The following is an 18,015-nucleotide window of genomic DNA, read 5'->3' on the forward strand; positions in this document are numbered from 1 at the left end:
TTTAACTTTTATCGGGCTTACTAAAATAGGTACGCATAGCAAGAGCGAATGGGAACACAGTCAATGTGCCTCGCAGTTTGCCTGTTTTTTCAGTGACCTATGGAGCACCACCTATGGCCAGCCAATATAGCATTCCTTGTATCCTGATGCGGGGGGGTACATCCAAAGGTCCATTCTTCTACGCCAAAGATCTGCCCGAAAATATCCAAGAGCGGGATCGACTACTGCTCAGGCTGATGGGCTCGCCCGACCGTCGACAGATCGATGGCATTGGTGGCGCCCATGCCTTGACCAGCAAAGTGGGGATCGTGGATATCTGCAGCACCGGACAAGCTGACTTGAGCTTTTTGTTTGCCCAGTTGCAACCCGACTCTGACCTGGTGGACACCAAACCCAATTGCGGCAATATGCTGGCGGCGGTCGTCCCCTTTGCCTTGGAAAAAGGCCTGATCCAGGCCCAAGGCCCCACCACTACGGTCAAGGTCCTGACGCTCAATACCGGCATGGTCAGTGAAATTCAGGTGCAAACACCCGAAGGCGAAATCAGCTACGAAGGTAATGCCGCGATCAACGGCGTACCGGGCACCAGCGCCCCGATTGCCATCAATTTTCTGGATACGGCAGGCTCGGTTTGCTCGGGACTGCTGCCCACGGGCAAACCCAAAGACACCATCACCGTTCATGCGGATGGCTTGCCTCCGTTCACCCTGGATGTCACCTGCATTGACAACGGTATGCCGCTAGTGATTTTCAAGGCGACTGATGTAGGAGTAAGCGGCCTGGAAAGCGTGGCTGAGCTAAACGCCAATACGGAACTGAAGCGACGCGTAGAAGCGTTGCGCCTGCAGATATCCGAACGTATGGGACTGGGCGATGTCTCGACCAAGAATTACCCGAAGATGACACTGATCGCCCCGCCTGAACACGGCGGCGCTGTGACCACCCGTAGTTTCATCCCCCATGTATGCCATGAGGCCATTGGGGTGCTCGCTGCCGTGACAGTGGGTACGGCCATCAAAATGCCAGGCACCGTTTGCGAGGGGATCGCCCGCTTCGAGCAAAGCCTGGGTCCGGTCACGCTGTCGGTCGAACATCCCACCGGCGAATTCAGCGTCACACTCGATAGCGACCCCGAAAACCCCGAGATTGTGACCAAGGCAGCGTTGCTGCGCACCGCAAGAGCACTGATGCGCGGCGACGTTCTGGTACCGCACTCGAACTAAACGCATTTCAAACAAAAAAAAGAACACCGCAGGGCTTGCGCCACTGCGGTGGCAGGGGGTGGGCTGCGCCTGCGCATACGGTGCCCACCGAAAAATAATGATATTGGACGAGACAAACCATGACATCCCTAGCCGACAAAACAGACCAGCCCAGCCTTGATGTGCAAACGCTGCTCAATGAGCACCCCTTCTCTGGCTTTCAATGGCTCATCTTCAGCTTGTGCTTTCTGATTGTGCTGCTCGATGGCTTTGATACTGCCGCCATCGGCTATATCGCCCCCTCTTTGATCGCCGAGTGGGGTGTCAGCAAGCCCGCCCTGGCACCCGTACTGAGCGCTGCCCTGTTCGGTCTGGCAACGGGGGCCTTGCTGTCGGGGCCACTGGCTGATCGGCTGGGCAGAAAGACGGTGCTGGTCAGCTCGGTAGCCATCTTTGCCCTCGCCTGCCTGGCCTCAGGCTTCTCCCCGGACATCTGGACATTGGCTGTTCTGCGCTTTGTGACCGGTTTGGGTCTGGGAGCCGCCATGCCCAACGCTGTCACCTTGATGAGCGAATACTGCCCCGATGCCCGTCGCGCCACCCTGACCAATGCCATGTTCTGCGGCTTTCCTCTGGGGGCCGCCCTGGGCGGCTTTCTGGCATCCTGGATGATTCCCCAATTTGGCTGGCGCAGTGTATTGATATTGGGTGGCATCGCCCCCTTGATACTACTGCTCGTGCTGATCCCGAAGCTGCCCGAGTCCGTGCGCCACATGGTCGCCCGACATGACTCCGCCGACCGTATCCGCCGGGCGCTGGCCCCCATTGCCGGCAAGGCTGTGGACAGCGTCCAACGCTTTACGCTGACCGAGACCAGCTCCCAGCCTGCCGCCCACAATGGTATCGGTATCGTGTTATCGCGTGAATACCGCTTGGGATCACTCATGCTCTGGCTGGCCTATTTCATGGGACTGGTCATTTTCTACGCCTTGATGAACTGGATGCCCGTGCTGTTCAAAGAAGCCGGACTGGCATCCCAGACCAGCACGCTGGTTGCCGCTCTCTTCCCGTTGGGCGGTGTGGGTGCCGTGCTCTCTGGCTGGTTGATGGATCGCTTCAACGCCAACCGCATCATCGCTCTGGGCTACGCGCTGACCGCTCTATCCATTTGGTGGATTGGCCAGATGGCCGGACATCTGGGCGGCTTGGTTGTGGTCGTGTTTCTGGCCGGCACGCTGATGAATACCGCACAGTCCTCCATGCCTGCACTGGCGGCCGCCTACTACCCCACTCGGGGACGCGCCACGGGCGTGGCCTGGATGCTGGGCATCGGTCGTTTTGGCGGTATTGCCGGCTCTTTCCTGGTGGCCGAGCTGACGGCACGCGAGCTGGATTTCAGTCAGATCTTTACCGTTGTGGCCATCCCAGGCGTCATCGCCATGGCCGCCCTCCTCATCAAGCAATACAGCCGTGCACAGCCGCAAGGCGGCACGACTCCCCCTCTCATTAACCCTTAAACATCAAGACGCAGGAGACCCTCCCATGATCATCGACGTACACGGGCACTACACCACGGCCCCCGCCGCACTGGGGGCTTGGCGCGACTTGCAGATCGCCGGCCTGAAAGACCCCAATCAAACGCCCCGCGCCAGTGATCTGAAGATCAGCGATGACGAGATCCGCGAGACCATCGAGAACAACCAGCTCAAGCTGATGAAACAACGCGGCTCGGACCTGACCATCTTCAGTCCCCGTGCCAGTTTCATGGCCCACCATATCGGCAACTTCGAGACCTCCAGCACCTGGGCCGCCATTTGCAATGAGCTGTGCTATCGCGTCAGCGAACTGTTTCCTGACCATTTCATCCCGGCTGCCATGCTCCCGCAATCGCCGGGCGTAGATCCCAAAACCTGCATTCCCGAGCTAGTCAAGTGTGTGGAAGAGTATGGCAACGTCGGCATCAACCTGAATCCCGACCCGTCCGGTGGCCACTGGACGGCCCCGCCGCTGTCCGACCGCTCCTGGTACCCCATTTACGAAAAAATGGTGGAGTACGACATTCCTGCCATGATCCACGTCTCCACCAGTTGCAACGCCTGCTTTCACACCACCGGCGCCCATTATCTGAACGCGGATACCACCGCATTCATGCAATGTCTGACCAGCGATCTGTTCAAAGACTTTCCCACGCTCAAGTTCCTGATCCCCCATGGTGGCGGCGCCGTGCCCTATCACTGGGGCCGTTTCCGAGGTCTGGCACAGGAGCTGAAAAAGCCCCTGCTGGACGAGCACCTGCTCAACAACATTTTCTTTGACACCTGCGTCTACCATCAGCCTGGCATCGACCTGCTGACCGAGGTCATTCCTGTCAAGAATATCTTGTTTGCCAGCGAAATGATTGGCGCGGTGCGCGGCATTGACCCCACGACCGGTCACTACTACGACGATACCAAACGCTATATCGAAGCCACGCTTAACCTGAGCGAACAGGAACGTCACCAGATCTACGAAGGCAACGCACGCCGCGTGTTCCCGCGCCTGGACGCTGCGCTGAAGAAAAAAGGCTTGTAAGCCGCCTGCAACTATTCATCAAGGAATCAACCATGTACGAACTGGGTGTCGTGTACCGCAACATTCAACGAGCCGACCGCCAGGCCGCCGATGCACTGGCGGCCCTGGGCTCGGCCACTGTTCACGAGGCCATGGGCCGTGTCGGTCTACTCAAACCTTATATGCGCCCGATTTACTCCGGTCAGCAAGTCTCCGGCACTGCCGTCACGGTGCTGCTGCAACCGGGCGACAACTGGATGATGCACGTCGTCGCCGAGCAGATTCAGCCCGGCGATATCGTGGTTGCCGCGGTGACCTCGGAGTGTAGTGACGGCTATTTTGGCGACCTGCTGGCCACCAGCTTCCAGGCCCGTGGAGCGCGCGCCTTGATCATTGACGCCGGAGTGCGCGACATCAACACCTTACAGGCGATGAACTTTCCGGTCTGGAGCAAGGCCATTTCCTCCAAGGGCACCATCAAGGCCACCTTGGGTTCGGTCAATATTCCGGTCGTGTGTGCAGGCATGTGGGTCACGCCGGGCGATGTCATCGTGGCTGATGATGATGGCGTGGTGTGCGTGCCCGCCGCCAAGGCCGCCGCTACATTGGCGGCCGCCCAAAAAAGAGAAAGTTTTGAGGGTGAAAAACGCGCCAAGCTGGCCAGCGGTGTCCTGGGCCTGGATATGTACAAAATGCGCGAGCCCCTGGAGAAGGCCGGGCTCCGTTACATCGACTGAAGGAAGGATGATGAGCCATTTTGAGAAAACCCCCGGCTGGCTGGACTGGTACGCCGCCCCCTCCAAACCCCGACTCCAGTTACCGGCTGGTGCGGTTGATGCCCACTGCCATGTGTTTGGCCCCGCTGAGCAGTTCCCCTTCGCCCCCGAGCGCAAATACACTCCTTGCGATGCCAGCAAACAGCAGCTGTTTGCCTTGCGCGACCACCTGGGCTTTGCCCGCAACGTCATTGTGCAAGCTACCTGTCACGGCAAGGACAACAGCGCCTTGCTCGATGCCTTGCAGGCCTCACAAGGCAAGGCGCGTGGCGTTGTCACCCTGGGCTCGGATGTCACGCAACAGCAGTTGGACGCCATGCACCAGGCCGGCGTGCGCGGTGTGCGTTTCAATTTTGTCAAACGTCTGGTCGATTTCACGCCGAAAGAAGAACTGCTGAACGTTGCCCATAAAATAGCGCCTTTGGGCTGGCATGTGGTGGTGTACTTCGAGGCACAGGATTTGCCAGAACTATGGGATTTTTTCGCCGGTCTACCGACCACAGTGGTCGTTGACCATATGGGCCGTCCGGATGTCAGCCAAGGGGCAGAGAGTGCCGAGTTCGACCTGTTCGTACGCTTGATGGCCGAACACCCGAACATCTGGTCCAAGCTCTCATGCCCTGAGCGTCTGAGCAAAAGCGGTCCTGCCGCCCTGCATGGCGAGCAGCATGCGTATCAGGATGTCGTACCATTTGCACGCCGATTGATGCAGCAGTTCCCCGATCGCGTTTTGTTCGGGACCGACTGGCCCCACCCCAACCTGAAAGACCATATGCCCGATGACGGTTTGCTGGTTGACTACGTGGCACAAATTGCGCCCAGTCCCGCAGAACAACAATTACTACTGGTGGACAACCCGATGCGCCTGTATTGGCCAGAAGAGTTGACATGAATTTGAGGAGATAACTATGGCACTGGACAAACCGTACCAGGATATACCGGGAACGATTATTTTTGACTCGGAACAATCGCGTAAGGGCTACCACCTGAACCAGTTTTGCATGTCACTGATGAAGGCAGAAAACCGGGCCCGCTTTAAAGCGGACGAGTCAGCCTATCTGGATGAGTGGCCCATGAGCATGGAGCAAAAACAGGCTGTACTCAGTCGTGACCTGAATCGCTGCATGCAACTGGGTGGCAACATCTACTTTCTGGCCAAGATCGGCGCTACCGATGGCCTGTCCTTCCAACAAATGGCAGGCAGCATGACCGGTATGAGCGAACAGGACTATCGGGAAATGATGCTCAAGGGTGGCCGCTCCCCCGAGGGCAACCGCTACTTACACGAACAAGAAAAATAACCGGAACCTATCATGGCAAAGATCAAACACTCTGTTTATACCTCGCATGTTCCTGCTATTGGTGCCGCGCTGGACCTGGGCAAGCACACCGAACCCTACTGGAAAAAAGTGTTCGACGGCTACGAATTCTCCAAGCAATGGGAGCAGGAAAACAAACCGGATGTCATCATCCTGGTCTACAACGACCACGCCAACAACTTCAGCCTGGACCTGATTCCCACTTTTGCCCTGGGCACTGGCGCCTCTTTTGAACCCAGTGACGAAGGCTGGGGCAAACGCCCTGTCCCCACGGTACAAGGGCACCCCGAACTGGCGGCCCATATTGCCCACTCGGTCATTCAGGACGACTTCGATCTGACGCTGTGCAACAAAATGGAAGTAGACCACGGCCTGACCGTTCCACTTTCCCTGATGTTCGGTCAAGTCGAACAATGGCCCTGCCCCGTAATCCCCTTGCACGTCAACGTAGTTCAGTATCCGGCCCCATCCGGCCAGCGCTGCCTGGATCTGGGCCGGGCGATCGGTCGCGCGGTCGCCTCGTATGACGAAGACCTGAATGTACAGATCTGGGGCACAGGCGGCATGAGCCACCAGTTGCAAGGCCCCCGCGCCGGACTGATCAACGCCCAATGGGACAACCAGTTCCTGGATCGCCTGATTGCCGACCCCGATGCCCTGGCTCGCGTGCCCCATATCGACTATGTGCGTGAGGCAGGCTCGGAAGGCATCGAGCTGGTGATGTGGCTGGTCGCGCGTGGCGCCATGAATCCACACGTCGATGTGCGCCACCGCTTCTACCATGTGCCCGCCTCCAATACCGCGGTCGGACACCTGATCCTGGAAAACAAAGAGACTGCGTGAGCGGGCTTGGCCCCACGCTCTGAACGAAAGGAAATAGAAATGAAAAAAGTCAATATTGCACTGGTAGGCGCAGGCGCCTTCGGCATCAAGCACCTGGACGGCCTGGCCCGTATCCCCGAAGCCCAGGTCACCTATATCGTGTCCAGCACCCAGGCCAAGGCCCAGGAAGTAGCGCAAAAATACGGCGTCCCCCACGCCTCGGGCGATCTGAACGAGGCGCTGGCCAGTCAGGAGGTCGATGCCGTCATCTTGTGCACCCCTACTCAGATGCACGCTGCGCAAACACTGGCATGCCTGAAAGCGGGCAAACACGTACAGGTTGAAATTCCCTTGGCGGACACCCTGGCCGGTGCCCAGGAAGTGCTGCAAGTACAACAGGAAAAGGGCCTAGTGGCCATGGTTGGCCACACGCGCCGCTTCAACCCCAGCCATCAGTGGATTCATCAAAAGATAAAGGCGGGTGAATTGAACATTCAGCAGATGGATGTACAGACCTATTTTTTCCGCCGCAGCAACACCAACGCCCTGGGCAAACCGCGCTCCTGGACAGACCACCTGCTCTGGCATCATGCCGCGCACACTGTCGATCTTTTTCAATACCAGACCGGCTCCAAAGTCATCAAGGCCAATGCCATCCAAGGCCCTATCCATCCTGAGCTTGGCATCGCCATGGACATGTCCATCCAGTTGCTGACAGAAAACGGCGCACTATGCACGCTATCGCTATCGTTCAACAATGACGGCCCTTTCGGCACGTTCTTTCGCTACATCTGCGACAACGGAACCTATCTGGCCCGCTACGACGACCTCACCACCGGCAAAGACGAAGTAATCGATGTCTCCCACGTAGATGTATCCATGGACGGCATCGAATTGCAGGACCGGGAGTTTATCGCGGCTATTCTGGAAAATCGCGAACCCAACTCCAGCGTGGCGTCGGTCCTGGCCTGCTATGAGACACTGGACCTGCTCGAAAAACAACTGACCGCCTAAGAGTCTGCACCGCCCCTTCCTGCAAACGAGGCTATCTGCGCGACAACGGCAAGCATATCGTCAGGTGGAGGGGGCGAACAACAGGCAGGATAACAAAACCGCAGAATTTGCCCCTGCCTGCCCCCACGTTCAAGCGCGGACGTTGCGGCTGTACTGGGCCATCCTTAGGGGCCCGCAGAAAAACATTCAACGACTCGGACAACCCTGGTTCCTGCGACTATGCACTCAAGTATTGATCCACCAACTCAACCCAATGCTTGACCGCAGTCCGACCCGCTCCATTCAAATGATTCCCGCAGGCCATATTGGCCGTGACAATCAGGTCGGGCTTACTGCTTTCCAGCGCATCCATCTTGCGATCCCGCAGACGTCCTGCGATCTCGGGTTGAGTCAATGAATAGGTGCCCGCCGAACCACAGCACAAATGGCTATCCGGCACAGCGCCCAGATCAAAACCCAGGCGAGTCAGCACGACCTCAACTCGTCCCCCCAGTTTTTGCGCATGCTGCAAAGTGCACGGACAATGGAAAGCCAGGCGTGGGCGGGTTTGCGTGTTCAGGCATTCTTCCAAAGGCTGCTCTTCCAGCACTTCGACCAGATCCCTGGCCAGTTCACTGACGCGGCGAGCGCGCTCGGCGTAGGCCGGATCGTTCCTGAACAGGTCCACGTACTCTTTCACAAAAGCTCCGCAACCGCTGGAGGTCTGCACAATCGCCAGAGCTCCCTGTTCGATCTGCGGCCACCAGGCGTCGATATTGCGACGCGCCTGCTCCAGGCCCTGTTCTTGCGCACCCAAGTGAAAAGACGAAGCGCCACAGCAGCCTGCCTGAGCGATGGGCGTCACGCTGATGCCCAAGCGATCCAACACCCGGGCCGTCGCAGCATTAATGGAAGGCGCCATGGCTGTCTGAACACAGCCTTCCAGCATCAGGACACGCTTGCTGTGCCGCTGTGCGGGTCGTGTCAAATCCGCATTTTGCTTGGGCGGGATTTTTTCCTGTAAAGAAGATGGCAGCAAGGGACGCATGGTTCGCGCTACCCCCAGCAAGGCGTTGACTCGAGCAGGCTCTGGCAGAATCTGCGTCAGTGCGACTCGCATGGCACGGTCCTTCAAGGGACGCTTTACTTTGGGCTCCAGTGCGGCCCGACCTATATCCAGCAAGTTGTGATACTTCACCCCCGAAGGACAGGTGGTTTCACAATTGCGGCAGCTCAGGCAACGATCCAGGTGATGCTGGGTCAGCTCCGAGGTCGCTTTGCCTTCCAGGAACATCTTGATCAGGTATATCCGGCCACGGGGGCCGTCCAGCTCGTTGCCCTGGTCCAGATAAGTCGGACAGGTGGCATTGCAAAACCCACAATGCACACAGGAGCGCAAAATAGCTTCAGCTTGCTCGGCTTGCGGTAGTTGCTGAGCCCATGGTGTCAGTTGTGTTTGCATGTGGACTCCGCCGAAGGAAAGAGACGACCTGGATTAAAAATGGCAGCAGGATCCAGCTGTTGTTTCAAACGCTGATGCCATATCAACAAGGACTCGGGCAAGACATCCTGCCCTGCACCTGATCCGGACCAGCAACGGGCATGCCCTTTCAAAGCTTGAGCCTGCGCGTGAATCTGCTCGGCAGCAGCATCGGACTTCAGCCACAGCTGTGTCCCACCCCAATCCACCAGAACCTGGCCGGGCCATGTTTGCACTGGGGCATCGACTGGCAAGGCGATTCGCCACAAGGTGCCAGCTTGCTTGAAAAACTCCAGGCGCTGCTCGCACAAATCGTCCCAATAGGACAAGTCCAAAGCCTCCCCACCGATTTGCTCTTGAGCCAATTGCACCGAGCTGTCGCCACCTTCCAGACGCAAATGCAAACGCCCGTCCTGCCAAGCTGCGCCCGTAATGGGACGGCTTTGGTCACGCCAACTGCGTAATAAACCGGCGATTTCCTGCTGGGCTACCTCCAGAACCAGGCTGGCACGGCTACGTGGGCGAGGCAAGACTTTGAAGGACACCTCGGTAATTACACCCAATGAACCCTGGGCGCCGACCATCAGCCGCGATACGTCATAACCGGCGACGTTCTTCATGACCTGGCCACCAAAACGCATATGTGTGCCCATGCCACTGATCAAACGGCAGCCCAGTACATAATCTCGTAATGAGCCTACCCAGGGACGACGCGGTCCCGACAGACCACAGGCGGTGGCTCCACCAACAGTGGCGCGGCTATCAAACAGAGGTGGCTCAAAAGGCAGGCATTGACCTTGCTCGTTCAAGATCGTTTCCAGCGCCTGCACGGAAGTCCCGGCACGCACCGTGACGACCAGTTCCGCCGGATCGTAATCGACCACCCCTTCATGGCCTGCCAGGCTCAGCTCTTGCCCCTGCACGGCTTTGCCTAAAAAAGCTTTGGTATTGCCGCCTTGCAAACGCAAGGGGGTTTTAGTGGCCAGGGCTTGCTGGACCTGCTCCAGCAATTCAGCGCTGCGATCCTGATTTTTGTGTTCTACGGTACTCATCAGAAACGCTCCAACTCTGGGAAAGGCAATTGCCCGTGATGGATGTGCATGCCGCCCATTTCTGCACAGCGATGCAAAGTAGGAATGTTCTTGCCGGGATTCAGCATGGTTTTGGGATCAAAGGCAGCTTTGATCGCATGGAAAAACTGCAGCTCGTCTTCATTGAACTGCACACACATCTGATTGATTTTTTCTCTGCCTACGCCGTGCTCGCCCGTAATTGTGCCGCCGACTTCCACACACAATTCCAGAATCTTGCCGCCCAAGGCTTCGGCTCGCTCCAGCTCGCCAGGTTGATTGGCATCGAACAGAATCAGCGGGTGCATATTGCCATCGCCCGCATGAAACACGTTGGCGACGCGCAGGCCGTACTCTTCGGAAAGCTCCGCGGTTTTCTTCAGCACATAAGCCAACTGACGACGCGGAATGGTGCCGTCCATGCAGTAATAGTCGGGAGAAATCCGGCCTACAGCGGGAAAGGCGTTTTTACGACCGGCCCAGAAGCGTTGTCGCTCCTGCTCGTCCCGCGCAACCCGCACTTCTTGCGCGCCGGCCTTGAAAAGAACCTGCTCCACACGAGCCACATCGTCCTGCACGTCTTCCAAAGCGCCATCAATCTCGCAAAGCAAGATCGCTTGTGCATCAACGGGATAGCCAGCGTGGATAAAGTCCTCGGCTGCGCGGATGGACATTTGATCCATCATCTCCAGCCCTGCCGGCACAATGCCTTGAGCAATAATCTGCGCCACGGCATCAGCTGCTTTTTCCACTTCGTCAAAGCTGGCCAGCAGCACTACCGTACAGGGGGGACGTGCCAGCAACTTGACGGTAATTTCCGTGACTACCCCCAGCATTCCTTCGGAACCCGTAAACAGGGCCATCAAATCAAAGCCGGGCGTATCCAGAGCTTCGGAGCCCAAAATCAATCGTTCGCCTGTGACGGTAATCACTTCCAGGCGCAGGATATTGTGTACGGTCAGACCATATTTCAGACAGTGCACACCACCCGCGTTTTCCGCTACGTTGCCACCAATTGAACAGGCAATCTGCGAAGACGGGTCCGGTGCGTAATACAAGCCAAAGGGTTGGGCCGCCTGAGAGATCGCGATATTACGCACGCCGGGCTGAACGCGAGCAATCCCGGCTACAGGGTCCAGATCCAGAATCTGGTTCAAGCGCGCCATCACCAGCAAAATACCCTGCTCCAAAGGCATGGCACCGCCCGACAAGCCGGTACCCGCACCACGAGCCACCACCGGCACGCCGACTTCGTGAGCCAAGCGCATCACGGCCTGTACCTGCTCCACATTACGGGGCAAAACGACCAGCAAGGGTTTGGCGCGATAAACACTCAGTCCATCACACTCGTAAGGATGCAGTTGCTCATCAGTGTGCAGCACATCCAGGCCGGGAATATCATCACGCAAACGGCTAAGCAGCTGCATCCTGTCCACGCGGGGCAGCACACCGTCCAGTTTTTCGTCGTAGCGCAAGCTCATGACGCCTCCTGTCTTTTAAAGTCTCCTGAAACGGATGGTCTTTGATGCGGGCTAGCTTGTCCAGCCGTCAGACTACTGGTCCGACCAGTTTTTACCCTAAGAGAGTATTAGGGTTTATCTTTATACTTATAAATCAGACAGATAGATAATCAGCTTGTTATCATTTCCATAGGCATACAACTGGTCTGACCACGAATGAAAATGCAGGAACCCAAGCGTTTGGAAGTCACCGCCGAGCTGGTCGCCCAACGCATCGAAACTTTTATTATGGATGGCGTCCTGAAACCGGGACAAGTTTTGCCCTCCGAGCGGCAACTGACGCAAAGACTGGCGGTGTCCCGATCTGCCCTGCGCGAAGGGCTGCAAATCCTGCGCGTGCGCGGCTTGATTGAAACCCGACATGGCAAAGGCTCCTTCGTCTCCAACCTGATTGATTCAGCCGTCAGCAAGCCGCTGGAGCACCTGCTTCAAGCGCAAGGGCGCACTCTATATGACTTGCTGGAAGTGCGTGAACTGCTGGAAAGCGAGGCGGCTCAACTAGCCGCCTCCAGGGGGACGGAAGCCGATCACATCATGATACGACGACGCTTTCAGGAACTGGAGGATCTGCAAATGCAGGATGCAGCGCCTGAACAGGTTGCGCGGGCAGATCATGCTTTTCATGCGGCAATCTGTGAGGCTTCACACAACCCGGTGCTGGTACACATGATCAGCCTGTTCAACGACTTGATGTTGTCTACAGTGCGCGTGTCCGTGCAGCACCTGTATCCCGACCATGACTCCAAACGCAGGTTGGACAGACAACATGCGCGTTTATGCAATGCCGTCACGCAAGGCCAAGCTGACTTGGCCCGACGCGCCGCCAAAGAACATATCGATGGGATACGACGACAACTACAGGAGATGGAGGCCAAACAGCTGCGCCTGGAACATGCCCGGCAACGTCTGAATGGCCTTTAGTTCTTTGACTTACTTCGCCAACAGATTGGCCAGCATATAACCTGATCCGGCCCCCGTCCCTGCACCGGGCCAGGTCGAGGCGCCGCACAAATACAGATCCTTGATCGGCGTCTTGTATTTGGAGTAACCGGCCACTGGACGGAAGAAGAAGTTCTGATCCAGATGGTGGCTGCCCGAGAGGTTATCACCGCCAATCAAGTTCGCATTGAACTGCTCCAGATCCTGGGGCGACATGATATGGCGGGCCAGGATCTTGCTACGCAGGCCCGGCGCATAACTTTCAAGCAGATCCAGGACGCGCTCTGCATATGCACCCTTAAGCTGCGACCAATCGCCAGCGGCAATCTTGCCAGAAGCGTCGCCTTTGACTTGGGCTGGCAGCACACGCACTTGAATCCACAAGGTATGTTTCCCCTCCGGGGCGCGGGAAGGATCCAGTGCTGTACCTTGTCCAACCACAAGAACTGGCTCGGCAGGCAATAAACCTGCAGCTGCTTCGGCATAGACGCGGCTCATCATGGCCATATCGGGTGCCAGATGGACGTAGGAGAAACGCTGCAGCTCGGTGCCAGCTGTCCAATCTGGCAAGCCATCCAGAGCCAAATGGATCATCATGGTGCCCAAACCGGGGCGGAAGGCATCGACTTTCTTCTGATAATCCTTGGGGACGGTAGCAGACTGCACCAGGCGCCCAAAGACGAGTTGAGGATTCAGATTCGCGATGACCGCCTTGCGTGCCTTCAAGCGGCGACCGTCGGCCAAAACAACACCACTGGCGCGACCATTCTCTTGTTCAATTGTCTGCACGGGGGCATTCAACAGCAGCTCACCGCCCAACTCCTGCAGAAAGCTCGTCATGGCACGGATAATCGTGTCAGCACCGCCCTGCCCGATCACCATGCCAAAGGCTTGGTTGGCCATGGACTCCAGATAAGGAAACAAGGCACCGCCTGCTGTGTCTGGTGTGAAATCCACATGCAGCCCCCAGGCTGCCATCATGGCTTTCACTGAGTCGCTCTCGAAATAGCGGTCCAGAAAGTCACGAGGCGTCGCCAGCAGCAATTGCATCAGCTCTGCAACGCCATCCTTGCCCAGCTCACGCCAGCTCTTCCAGGCGCTTTTCATCAAGCCCCAAGAAGGCATAGGGCTACCGAGCACAGCAAACAGATGAGGGGCCTTGCTCTGGAAGTCATCCAGCATGGCTTGCCAAGCCTGAGCGTCCTTCTCAGAAACAGCTCGAATACGCTTCAAGGTCGTTTCCAGATCTGTACTGACGCCCAAGTAACTTTGATCCCGGAACACGCTGGCAAAGCAATGCTCTGCGGGGACGAAAGCCAAACCATGGCGGGCCAAGGCTTCTTTATGGCGTTGGAAGAACGCAGAGCCCGCGAAGGAGGACAGGTTCATGGCGCACACATCATGCTTGAAGCCTGGCATGGTCAACTCCTGAGTGCTGACCGCACCACCCGCCGAGCTTTTGGCTTCCACAACCTGAACTTTCCAGCCTTTACTGGCCAGTTCAACCGCTGCTGCCAAGCCGTTGTGCCCTGCCCCAACCACAATCGCGTCTACTACCGTCTCTGCACCCACGGGCAACTCCTTTAGCTCTAAAGTATTTATCCGTATTCTACGGCGCAAAGAGGAAACTGAGTAGGAATTTCAGGGGAATCAGGGAGGACGAGTAGGACAAAGGCGGGTAATAACTAGGCACGTTATATAGCCATACAGAACCTGATGCCGACAGCTGTACGCCCTATCTTGGTCATCAAAGCTGATTGGTACAGAAAGCTCAGCAACTAATGCTACAAGCGCGAAGAGTAGAACGACCGACCACCCTACAGGTAAGCAGCGACGGATTGAACGCCAATCCTCTTGTGCAGGGACAGGATGCCATGACCAACCTACTAGGCATAGGCCAATCGGCGTCGGTAAGAATAAGGAATACATGCAGCCCGGAACGGGCCAGGATGGGGGGCGGTACGCCTGAACCGGGTGGTCCAGGGTCAGGCCTTCGAGCAATCCGAGACAGGCCGGTAGCCTGTGCTTTTGTCGCCGCCTAAAACAAAACCCCCGCAAGGGATGCTTGCGGGGGTTTTGAGGAATAAGAGCTTGACGATGACCTACTTTCACAGACGTCCGTCCACTATCATCGGCGCAAAGGCGTTTCACAGTCCTGTTCGGGATGGGAAGGTGTGGGACCACCTTGCTATGGTCGTCAAGCGTAACTGGTTGCCGAGTCGTCTTTTTAAGGGACGCCCCAGCTAATTGGAAGAAGCACACCGCTAGCGATCAGTACGGATCAGCTAGCAGCGGTTACGAAGGTGTCAAGCGCGGGTTGCGCTGCACTTCAATATTACGTTCTGTGGTCAACAACTTAACTCACTACAACCTCAAGGGTTATAGGATCAAGCCACACGGGCAATTAGTACTGGTTAGCTACATGCATTACTGCACTTCCACACCCAGCCTATCAACGTCCTGGTCTCGGACGACCCTACAGGGGGGTCAAGCCCCCGGGATACCTAATCTTCAGACGAGTTTCCCGCTTAGATGCCTTCAGCGGTTATCTCTTCCGTACGTAGCTACTCGGCAATGCCATTGGCATGACAACCGATACACCAGTGGTACGTCCACTCCGGTCCTCTCGTACTAGGAGCAGGCTCCGTCAAGTATCCAACGCCCACGACAGATAGGGACCAAACTGTCTCACGACGTTTTAAACCCAGCTCACGTACCTCTTTAAATGGCGAACAGCCATACCCTTGGGACCGGCTACAGCCCCAGGATGAGATGAGCCGACATCGAGGTGCCAAACACCGCCGTCGATATGAACTCTTGGGCGGTATCAGCCTGTTATCCCCAGAGTACCTTTTATCCGTTGAGCGATGGCCCTTCCATACAGAACCACCGGATCACTATGTCCTACTTTCGTACCTGTTCGACTTGTCAGTCTCACAGTCAAGCACGCTTATGCCATTGCACTATCAAGACGATTTCCGACCGTCTCTAGCGTACCTTCGAACTCCTCCGTTACACTTTAGGAGGAGACCGCCCCAGTCAAACTGCCCACCATGCACGGTCCCCGATCCCGATAAGGGACCTAGGTTAGAACCGCAAACAGACCAGGGTGGTATTTCAAGGATGACTCCACGCGATCTGGCGACCACGCTTCAACGTCTCCCACCTATCCTACACAGGCCGGTTCACAATCCAATGCAAAGCTACAGTAAAGGTTCATGGGGTCTTTCCGTCTAGCCGCGGGGAGATTGCATCATCACAACCATGTCAACTTCGCTGAGTCTCAGGAGGAGACAGTGTGGCCATCGTTACGCCATTCGTGCAGGTCGGAACTTACCCGACAAGGAATTTCGCTACCTTAGGACCGTTATAGTTACGGCCGCCGTTTACCGGGGCTTCGATCAAGAGCTTGCACCCCATCACTTAACCTTCCGGCACCGGGCAGGCGTCACACCCTATACGTCCACTTTCGTGTTTGCAGAGTGCTGTGTTTTTAGTAAACAGTCGCAGCCACCGATTCACTGCGGCCTCTTCATGCTTTGTGCGCAGGCACATCACACTAATGAGGCATACCTTCTCCCGAAGTTACGGTATTAATTTGCCGAGTTCCTTCTCCTGAGTTCTCTCAAGCGCCTTGGAATATTCATCCCGTCCACCTGTGTCGGTTTGCGGTACGGTCTCGTAGAGCTGAAGCTTAGAGGCTTTTCTTGGAACTGCTTCCAGTTAGTTTAGAGCCGAAGCTCTATCCAGTCACACCCTTGAATTACGCACCCGGATTTGCCTAAGTGCCTTCTATGATGCGCCAACGGGGACATCCAACACCCCGATAACATTCTGCAATCCGTCCCCCCATCGCACTCTACGACGGTGCGGGAATATTAACCCGCTTCCCATCAGCTACGCATCTCTGCCTCGCCTTAGGGGCCGACTCACCCTGCGCCGATGAACGTTGCGCAGGAAACCTTGGACTTACGGCGAGGGGGCTTTTCACCCCCTTTATCGCTACTCATGTCAGCATTCTCACTTCCGATACCTCCAGCATTCCTCACGGAACACCTTCACAGGCTTACGGAACGCTCTCCTACCATGTGTACTAAAGTACACATCCGCAGCTTCGGTCTATGGCTTAGCCCCGTTACATCTTCCGCGCAGGACGACTCGATCAGTGAGCTATTACGCTTTCTTTAAAGGATGGCTGCTTCTAAGCCAACCTCCTGACTGTCTATGCCTTCCCACTTCGTTTCCCACTTAGTCATAGTTAGGGACCTTAGCTGGCGGTCTGGGTTGTTTCCCTCTTGAGTCCGGACGTTAGCACCCGGTGCTCTGTCTCCCGTACTGTACTTGCCGGTATTCGGAGTTTGCCATGGGTTGGTAAGTCGCTGTGACCCCCTAGCCATAACAGTGCTCTACCCCCGGCAGTAATATACGAGGCACTACCTAAATAGTTTTCGGAGAGAACCAGCTATCTCCAGGCTTGTTTAGCCTTTCACTCCGATCCACAGCTCATCCCCTAATTTTTCAACATTAGTGGGTTCGGTCCTCCAGCACGTGTTACCGTGCCTTCAACCTGGCCATGGATAGATCGCCTGGTTTCGGGTCTACACCCAGCGACTGAATCGCCCTATTCGGACTCGCTTTCGCTACGCCTCCCCTATTCGGTTAAGCTTGCCACTGAATGTAAGTCGCTGACCCATTATACAAAAGGTACGCAGTCACACCACGAAGGTGCTCCTACTGTTTGTATGCATACGATTTCAGGATCTATTTCACTCCCCTTCCGGGGTTCTTTTCGCCTTTCCCTCACGGTACTGGTTCACTATCGGTCGATCACGAGTATTTAGCCTTGGAGGATGGTCCCCCCATATTCAGACAGGATTTCACGTGTCCCGCCCTACTTGTTCGATGCTTAGTTCCACGTACTGAATTTCGCCTACAGGGCTATCACCTGCTACGGCTGGACTTTCCATTCCATTCGACTATTCACTACGCTAAAACATCCAGGCTGGTCCGGTTTCGCTCGCCACTACTTCCGGAATCTCGGTTGATTTCTTTTCCTCGAGTTACTGAGATGGTTCAGTTCACTCGGTTCGCCTCCACATGCCTATGTATTCAGCATGGGATACCGTATTACTACGGTGGGTTTCCCCATTCGGACATCTACGGATCAAAGCTTGTTTGCCAGCTCCCCGTAGCTTTTCGCAGGCTACCGCGTCCTTCATCGCCTGTGATCGCCAAGGCATCCATCATATGCACTTATTCGCTTGATCCTATAACGCTTGATGCTGTTATAGGAATATGAGTATACGTTGTTGCCGTTCATCAATCCTTAGCTGTTATCCAATCC

13 protein-coding genes and 2 rRNA genes are annotated in these 18,015 nt (G+C 56.3%); 9 read left to right on the top strand and 6 right to left on the bottom strand.

Annotated features, from left to right (window positions below; translation table 11 throughout):
* The first annotated feature begins 113 nt into the window (after window positions 1–113).
* The 8 genes from MID00_RS01240 (at window position 114) to MID00_RS01275 (ending at window position 7,683) form a co-directional block, all read left to right on the top strand.
* Complete coding sequence (locus MID00_RS01240) at window positions 114–1,223, top strand: 4-oxalomesaconate tautomerase (RefSeq protein ID WP_009456110.1); 1,110 nt, start codon at window positions 114–116, stop codon at window positions 1,221–1,223.
* Between the two features lie 119 nt (window positions 1,224–1,342).
* Window positions 1,343–2,719, top strand: coding sequence for an aromatic acid/H+ symport family MFS transporter (locus MID00_RS01245; RefSeq protein WP_009456119.1), 1,377 nt, complete (start codon window positions 1,343–1,345; stop codon window positions 2,717–2,719).
* Between the two features lie 25 nt (window positions 2,720–2,744).
* Window positions 2,745–3,773, top strand: a complete 1,029-nt coding sequence (locus MID00_RS01250; protein WP_021446852.1) for an amidohydrolase family protein — start codon at window positions 2,745–2,747, stop codon at window positions 3,771–3,773.
* 32 nt (window positions 3,774–3,805) lie between these two features.
* On the top strand, window positions 3,806–4,489 hold the full coding sequence (ligK, locus tag MID00_RS01255; protein ID WP_009456120.1) for a 4-carboxy-4-hydroxy-2-oxoadipate aldolase/oxaloacetate decarboxylase: 684 nt from the start codon (window positions 3,806–3,808) through the stop codon (window positions 4,487–4,489).
* A gap of 10 nt (window positions 4,490–4,499) precedes the next feature.
* Complete coding sequence (locus MID00_RS01260) at window positions 4,500–5,420, top strand: amidohydrolase family protein (RefSeq protein WP_009456121.1); 921 nt, start codon at window positions 4,500–4,502, stop codon at window positions 5,418–5,420.
* A gap of 16 nt (window positions 5,421–5,436) precedes the next feature.
* Window positions 5,437–5,829: a protocatechuate 4,5-dioxygenase subunit alpha gene (gene ligA / locus MID00_RS01265; protein ID WP_009456123.1), complete on the top strand. Its 393-nt coding sequence runs from the start codon at window positions 5,437–5,439 to the stop codon at window positions 5,827–5,829.
* Window positions 5,830–5,841: 12 nt separating this feature from the next.
* On the top strand, window positions 5,842–6,690 hold the full coding sequence (locus tag MID00_RS01270) for a class III extradiol dioxygenase subunit beta (RefSeq protein WP_021446853.1): 849 nt from the start codon (window positions 5,842–5,844) through the stop codon (window positions 6,688–6,690).
* Between the two features lie 39 nt (window positions 6,691–6,729).
* Entirely contained in the window at window positions 6,730–7,683 is a 954-nt protein-coding gene (locus MID00_RS01275; RefSeq protein ID WP_009456127.1) for a Gfo/Idh/MocA family oxidoreductase, read from the top strand.
* 217 nt (window positions 7,684–7,900) lie between these two features.
* Here the strand turns inward: MID00_RS01275 and glcF are convergent, their stop codons facing one another.
* From glcF to glcD, 3 genes are read right to left on the bottom strand one after another with little or no spacing between them, the layout of a single operon-like run.
* Window positions 7,901–9,124, bottom strand: coding sequence for a glycolate oxidase subunit GlcF (glcF, locus tag MID00_RS01280; RefSeq protein ID WP_254499564.1), 1,224 nt, complete (start codon window positions 9,122–9,124; stop codon window positions 7,901–7,903).
* On the bottom strand, window positions 9,109–10,194 hold the full coding sequence (gene glcE, locus MID00_RS01285; RefSeq protein ID WP_254499565.1) for a glycolate oxidase subunit GlcE: 1,086 nt from the start codon (window positions 10,192–10,194) through the stop codon (window positions 9,109–9,111). Before glcE ends, glcF begins: the two co-directional genes overlap by 16 nt.
* Entirely contained in the window at window positions 10,194–11,693 is a 1,500-nt protein-coding gene (gene glcD, locus MID00_RS01290; RefSeq protein ID WP_035268958.1) for a glycolate oxidase subunit GlcD, read from the bottom strand. Before glcD ends, glcE begins: the two co-directional genes overlap by 1 nt.
* Window positions 11,694–11,888: 195 nt before the next feature.
* Between glcD and glcC the strand changes: the two genes are divergently transcribed.
* The gene (glcC, locus tag MID00_RS01295) at window positions 11,889–12,653 is read left to right on the top strand and encodes a transcriptional regulator GlcC (RefSeq protein ID WP_009456132.1); all 765 of its coding nucleotides are present in this window, start codon (window positions 11,889–11,891) and stop codon (window positions 12,651–12,653) included.
* Window positions 12,654–12,662: 9 nt separating this feature from the next.
* Here glcC and MID00_RS01300 read toward each other — a convergent pair whose 3' ends face one another.
* The 3 genes from MID00_RS01300 to MID00_RS01310 all read right to left on the bottom strand — a co-directional run bounded on the left by MID00_RS01300 (window position 12,663) and on the right by MID00_RS01310 (window position 17,938).
* Entirely contained in the window at window positions 12,663–14,243 is a 1,581-nt protein-coding gene (locus MID00_RS01300; RefSeq protein WP_254499566.1) for an NAD(P)/FAD-dependent oxidoreductase, read from the bottom strand.
* A gap of 517 nt (window positions 14,244–14,760) precedes the next feature.
* Window positions 14,761–14,873, bottom strand: a 5S ribosomal RNA gene (gene rrf, locus MID00_RS01305).
* Between the two features lie 181 nt (window positions 14,874–15,054).
* Window positions 15,055–17,938, bottom strand: a 23S ribosomal RNA gene (locus MID00_RS01310).
* Between the last annotated feature and the right edge of the window lie 77 nt (window positions 17,939–18,015).

The sequence above is a fragment of the Alcaligenes sp. NLF5-7 genome, assembly GCF_024266725.1.
Lineage (GTDB): Bacteria > Pseudomonadota > Gammaproteobacteria > Burkholderiales > Burkholderiaceae_B > Alcaligenes > Alcaligenes phenolicus.

Bases quoted from the DNA above. Each gene is read 5' to 3' on its own strand.
- MID00_RS01240 (WP_009456110.1), top strand. From the start codon at position 114: ATGGCCAGCCAATATAGCATTCCTTGTATCCTGATGCGGGGGGGTACA.
- MID00_RS01245 (WP_009456119.1), top strand. From the start codon at position 1,343: ATGACATCCCTAGCCGACAAAACAGACCAGCCCAGCCTTGATGTGCAA.
- MID00_RS01250 (WP_021446852.1), top strand. From the start codon at position 2,745: ATGATCATCGACGTACACGGGCACTACACCACGGCCCCCGCCGCACTG.
- ligK (WP_009456120.1), top strand. From the start codon at position 3,806: ATGTACGAACTGGGTGTCGTGTACCGCAACATTCAACGAGCCGACCGC.
- MID00_RS01260 (WP_009456121.1), top strand. From the start codon at position 4,500: ATGAGCCATTTTGAGAAAACCCCCGGCTGGCTGGACTGGTACGCCGCC.
- ligA (WP_009456123.1), top strand. From the start codon at position 5,437: ATGGCACTGGACAAACCGTACCAGGATATACCGGGAACGATTATTTTT.
- MID00_RS01270 (WP_021446853.1), top strand. From the start codon at position 5,842: ATGGCAAAGATCAAACACTCTGTTTATACCTCGCATGTTCCTGCTATT.
- MID00_RS01275 (WP_009456127.1), top strand. From the start codon at position 6,730: ATGAAAAAAGTCAATATTGCACTGGTAGGCGCAGGCGCCTTCGGCATC.
- glcF (WP_254499564.1), bottom strand. From the start codon at position 9,124: ATGCAAACACAACTGACACCATGGGCTCAGCAACTACCGCAAGCCGAG.
- glcE (WP_254499565.1), bottom strand. From the start codon at position 10,194: ATGAGTACCGTAGAACACAAAAATCAGGATCGCAGCGCTGAATTGCTG.
- glcD (WP_035268958.1), bottom strand. From the start codon at position 11,693: ATGAGCTTGCGCTACGACGAAAAACTGGACGGTGTGCTGCCCCGCGTG.
- glcC (WP_009456132.1), top strand. From the start codon at position 11,889: ATGAAAATGCAGGAACCCAAGCGTTTGGAAGTCACCGCCGAGCTGGTC.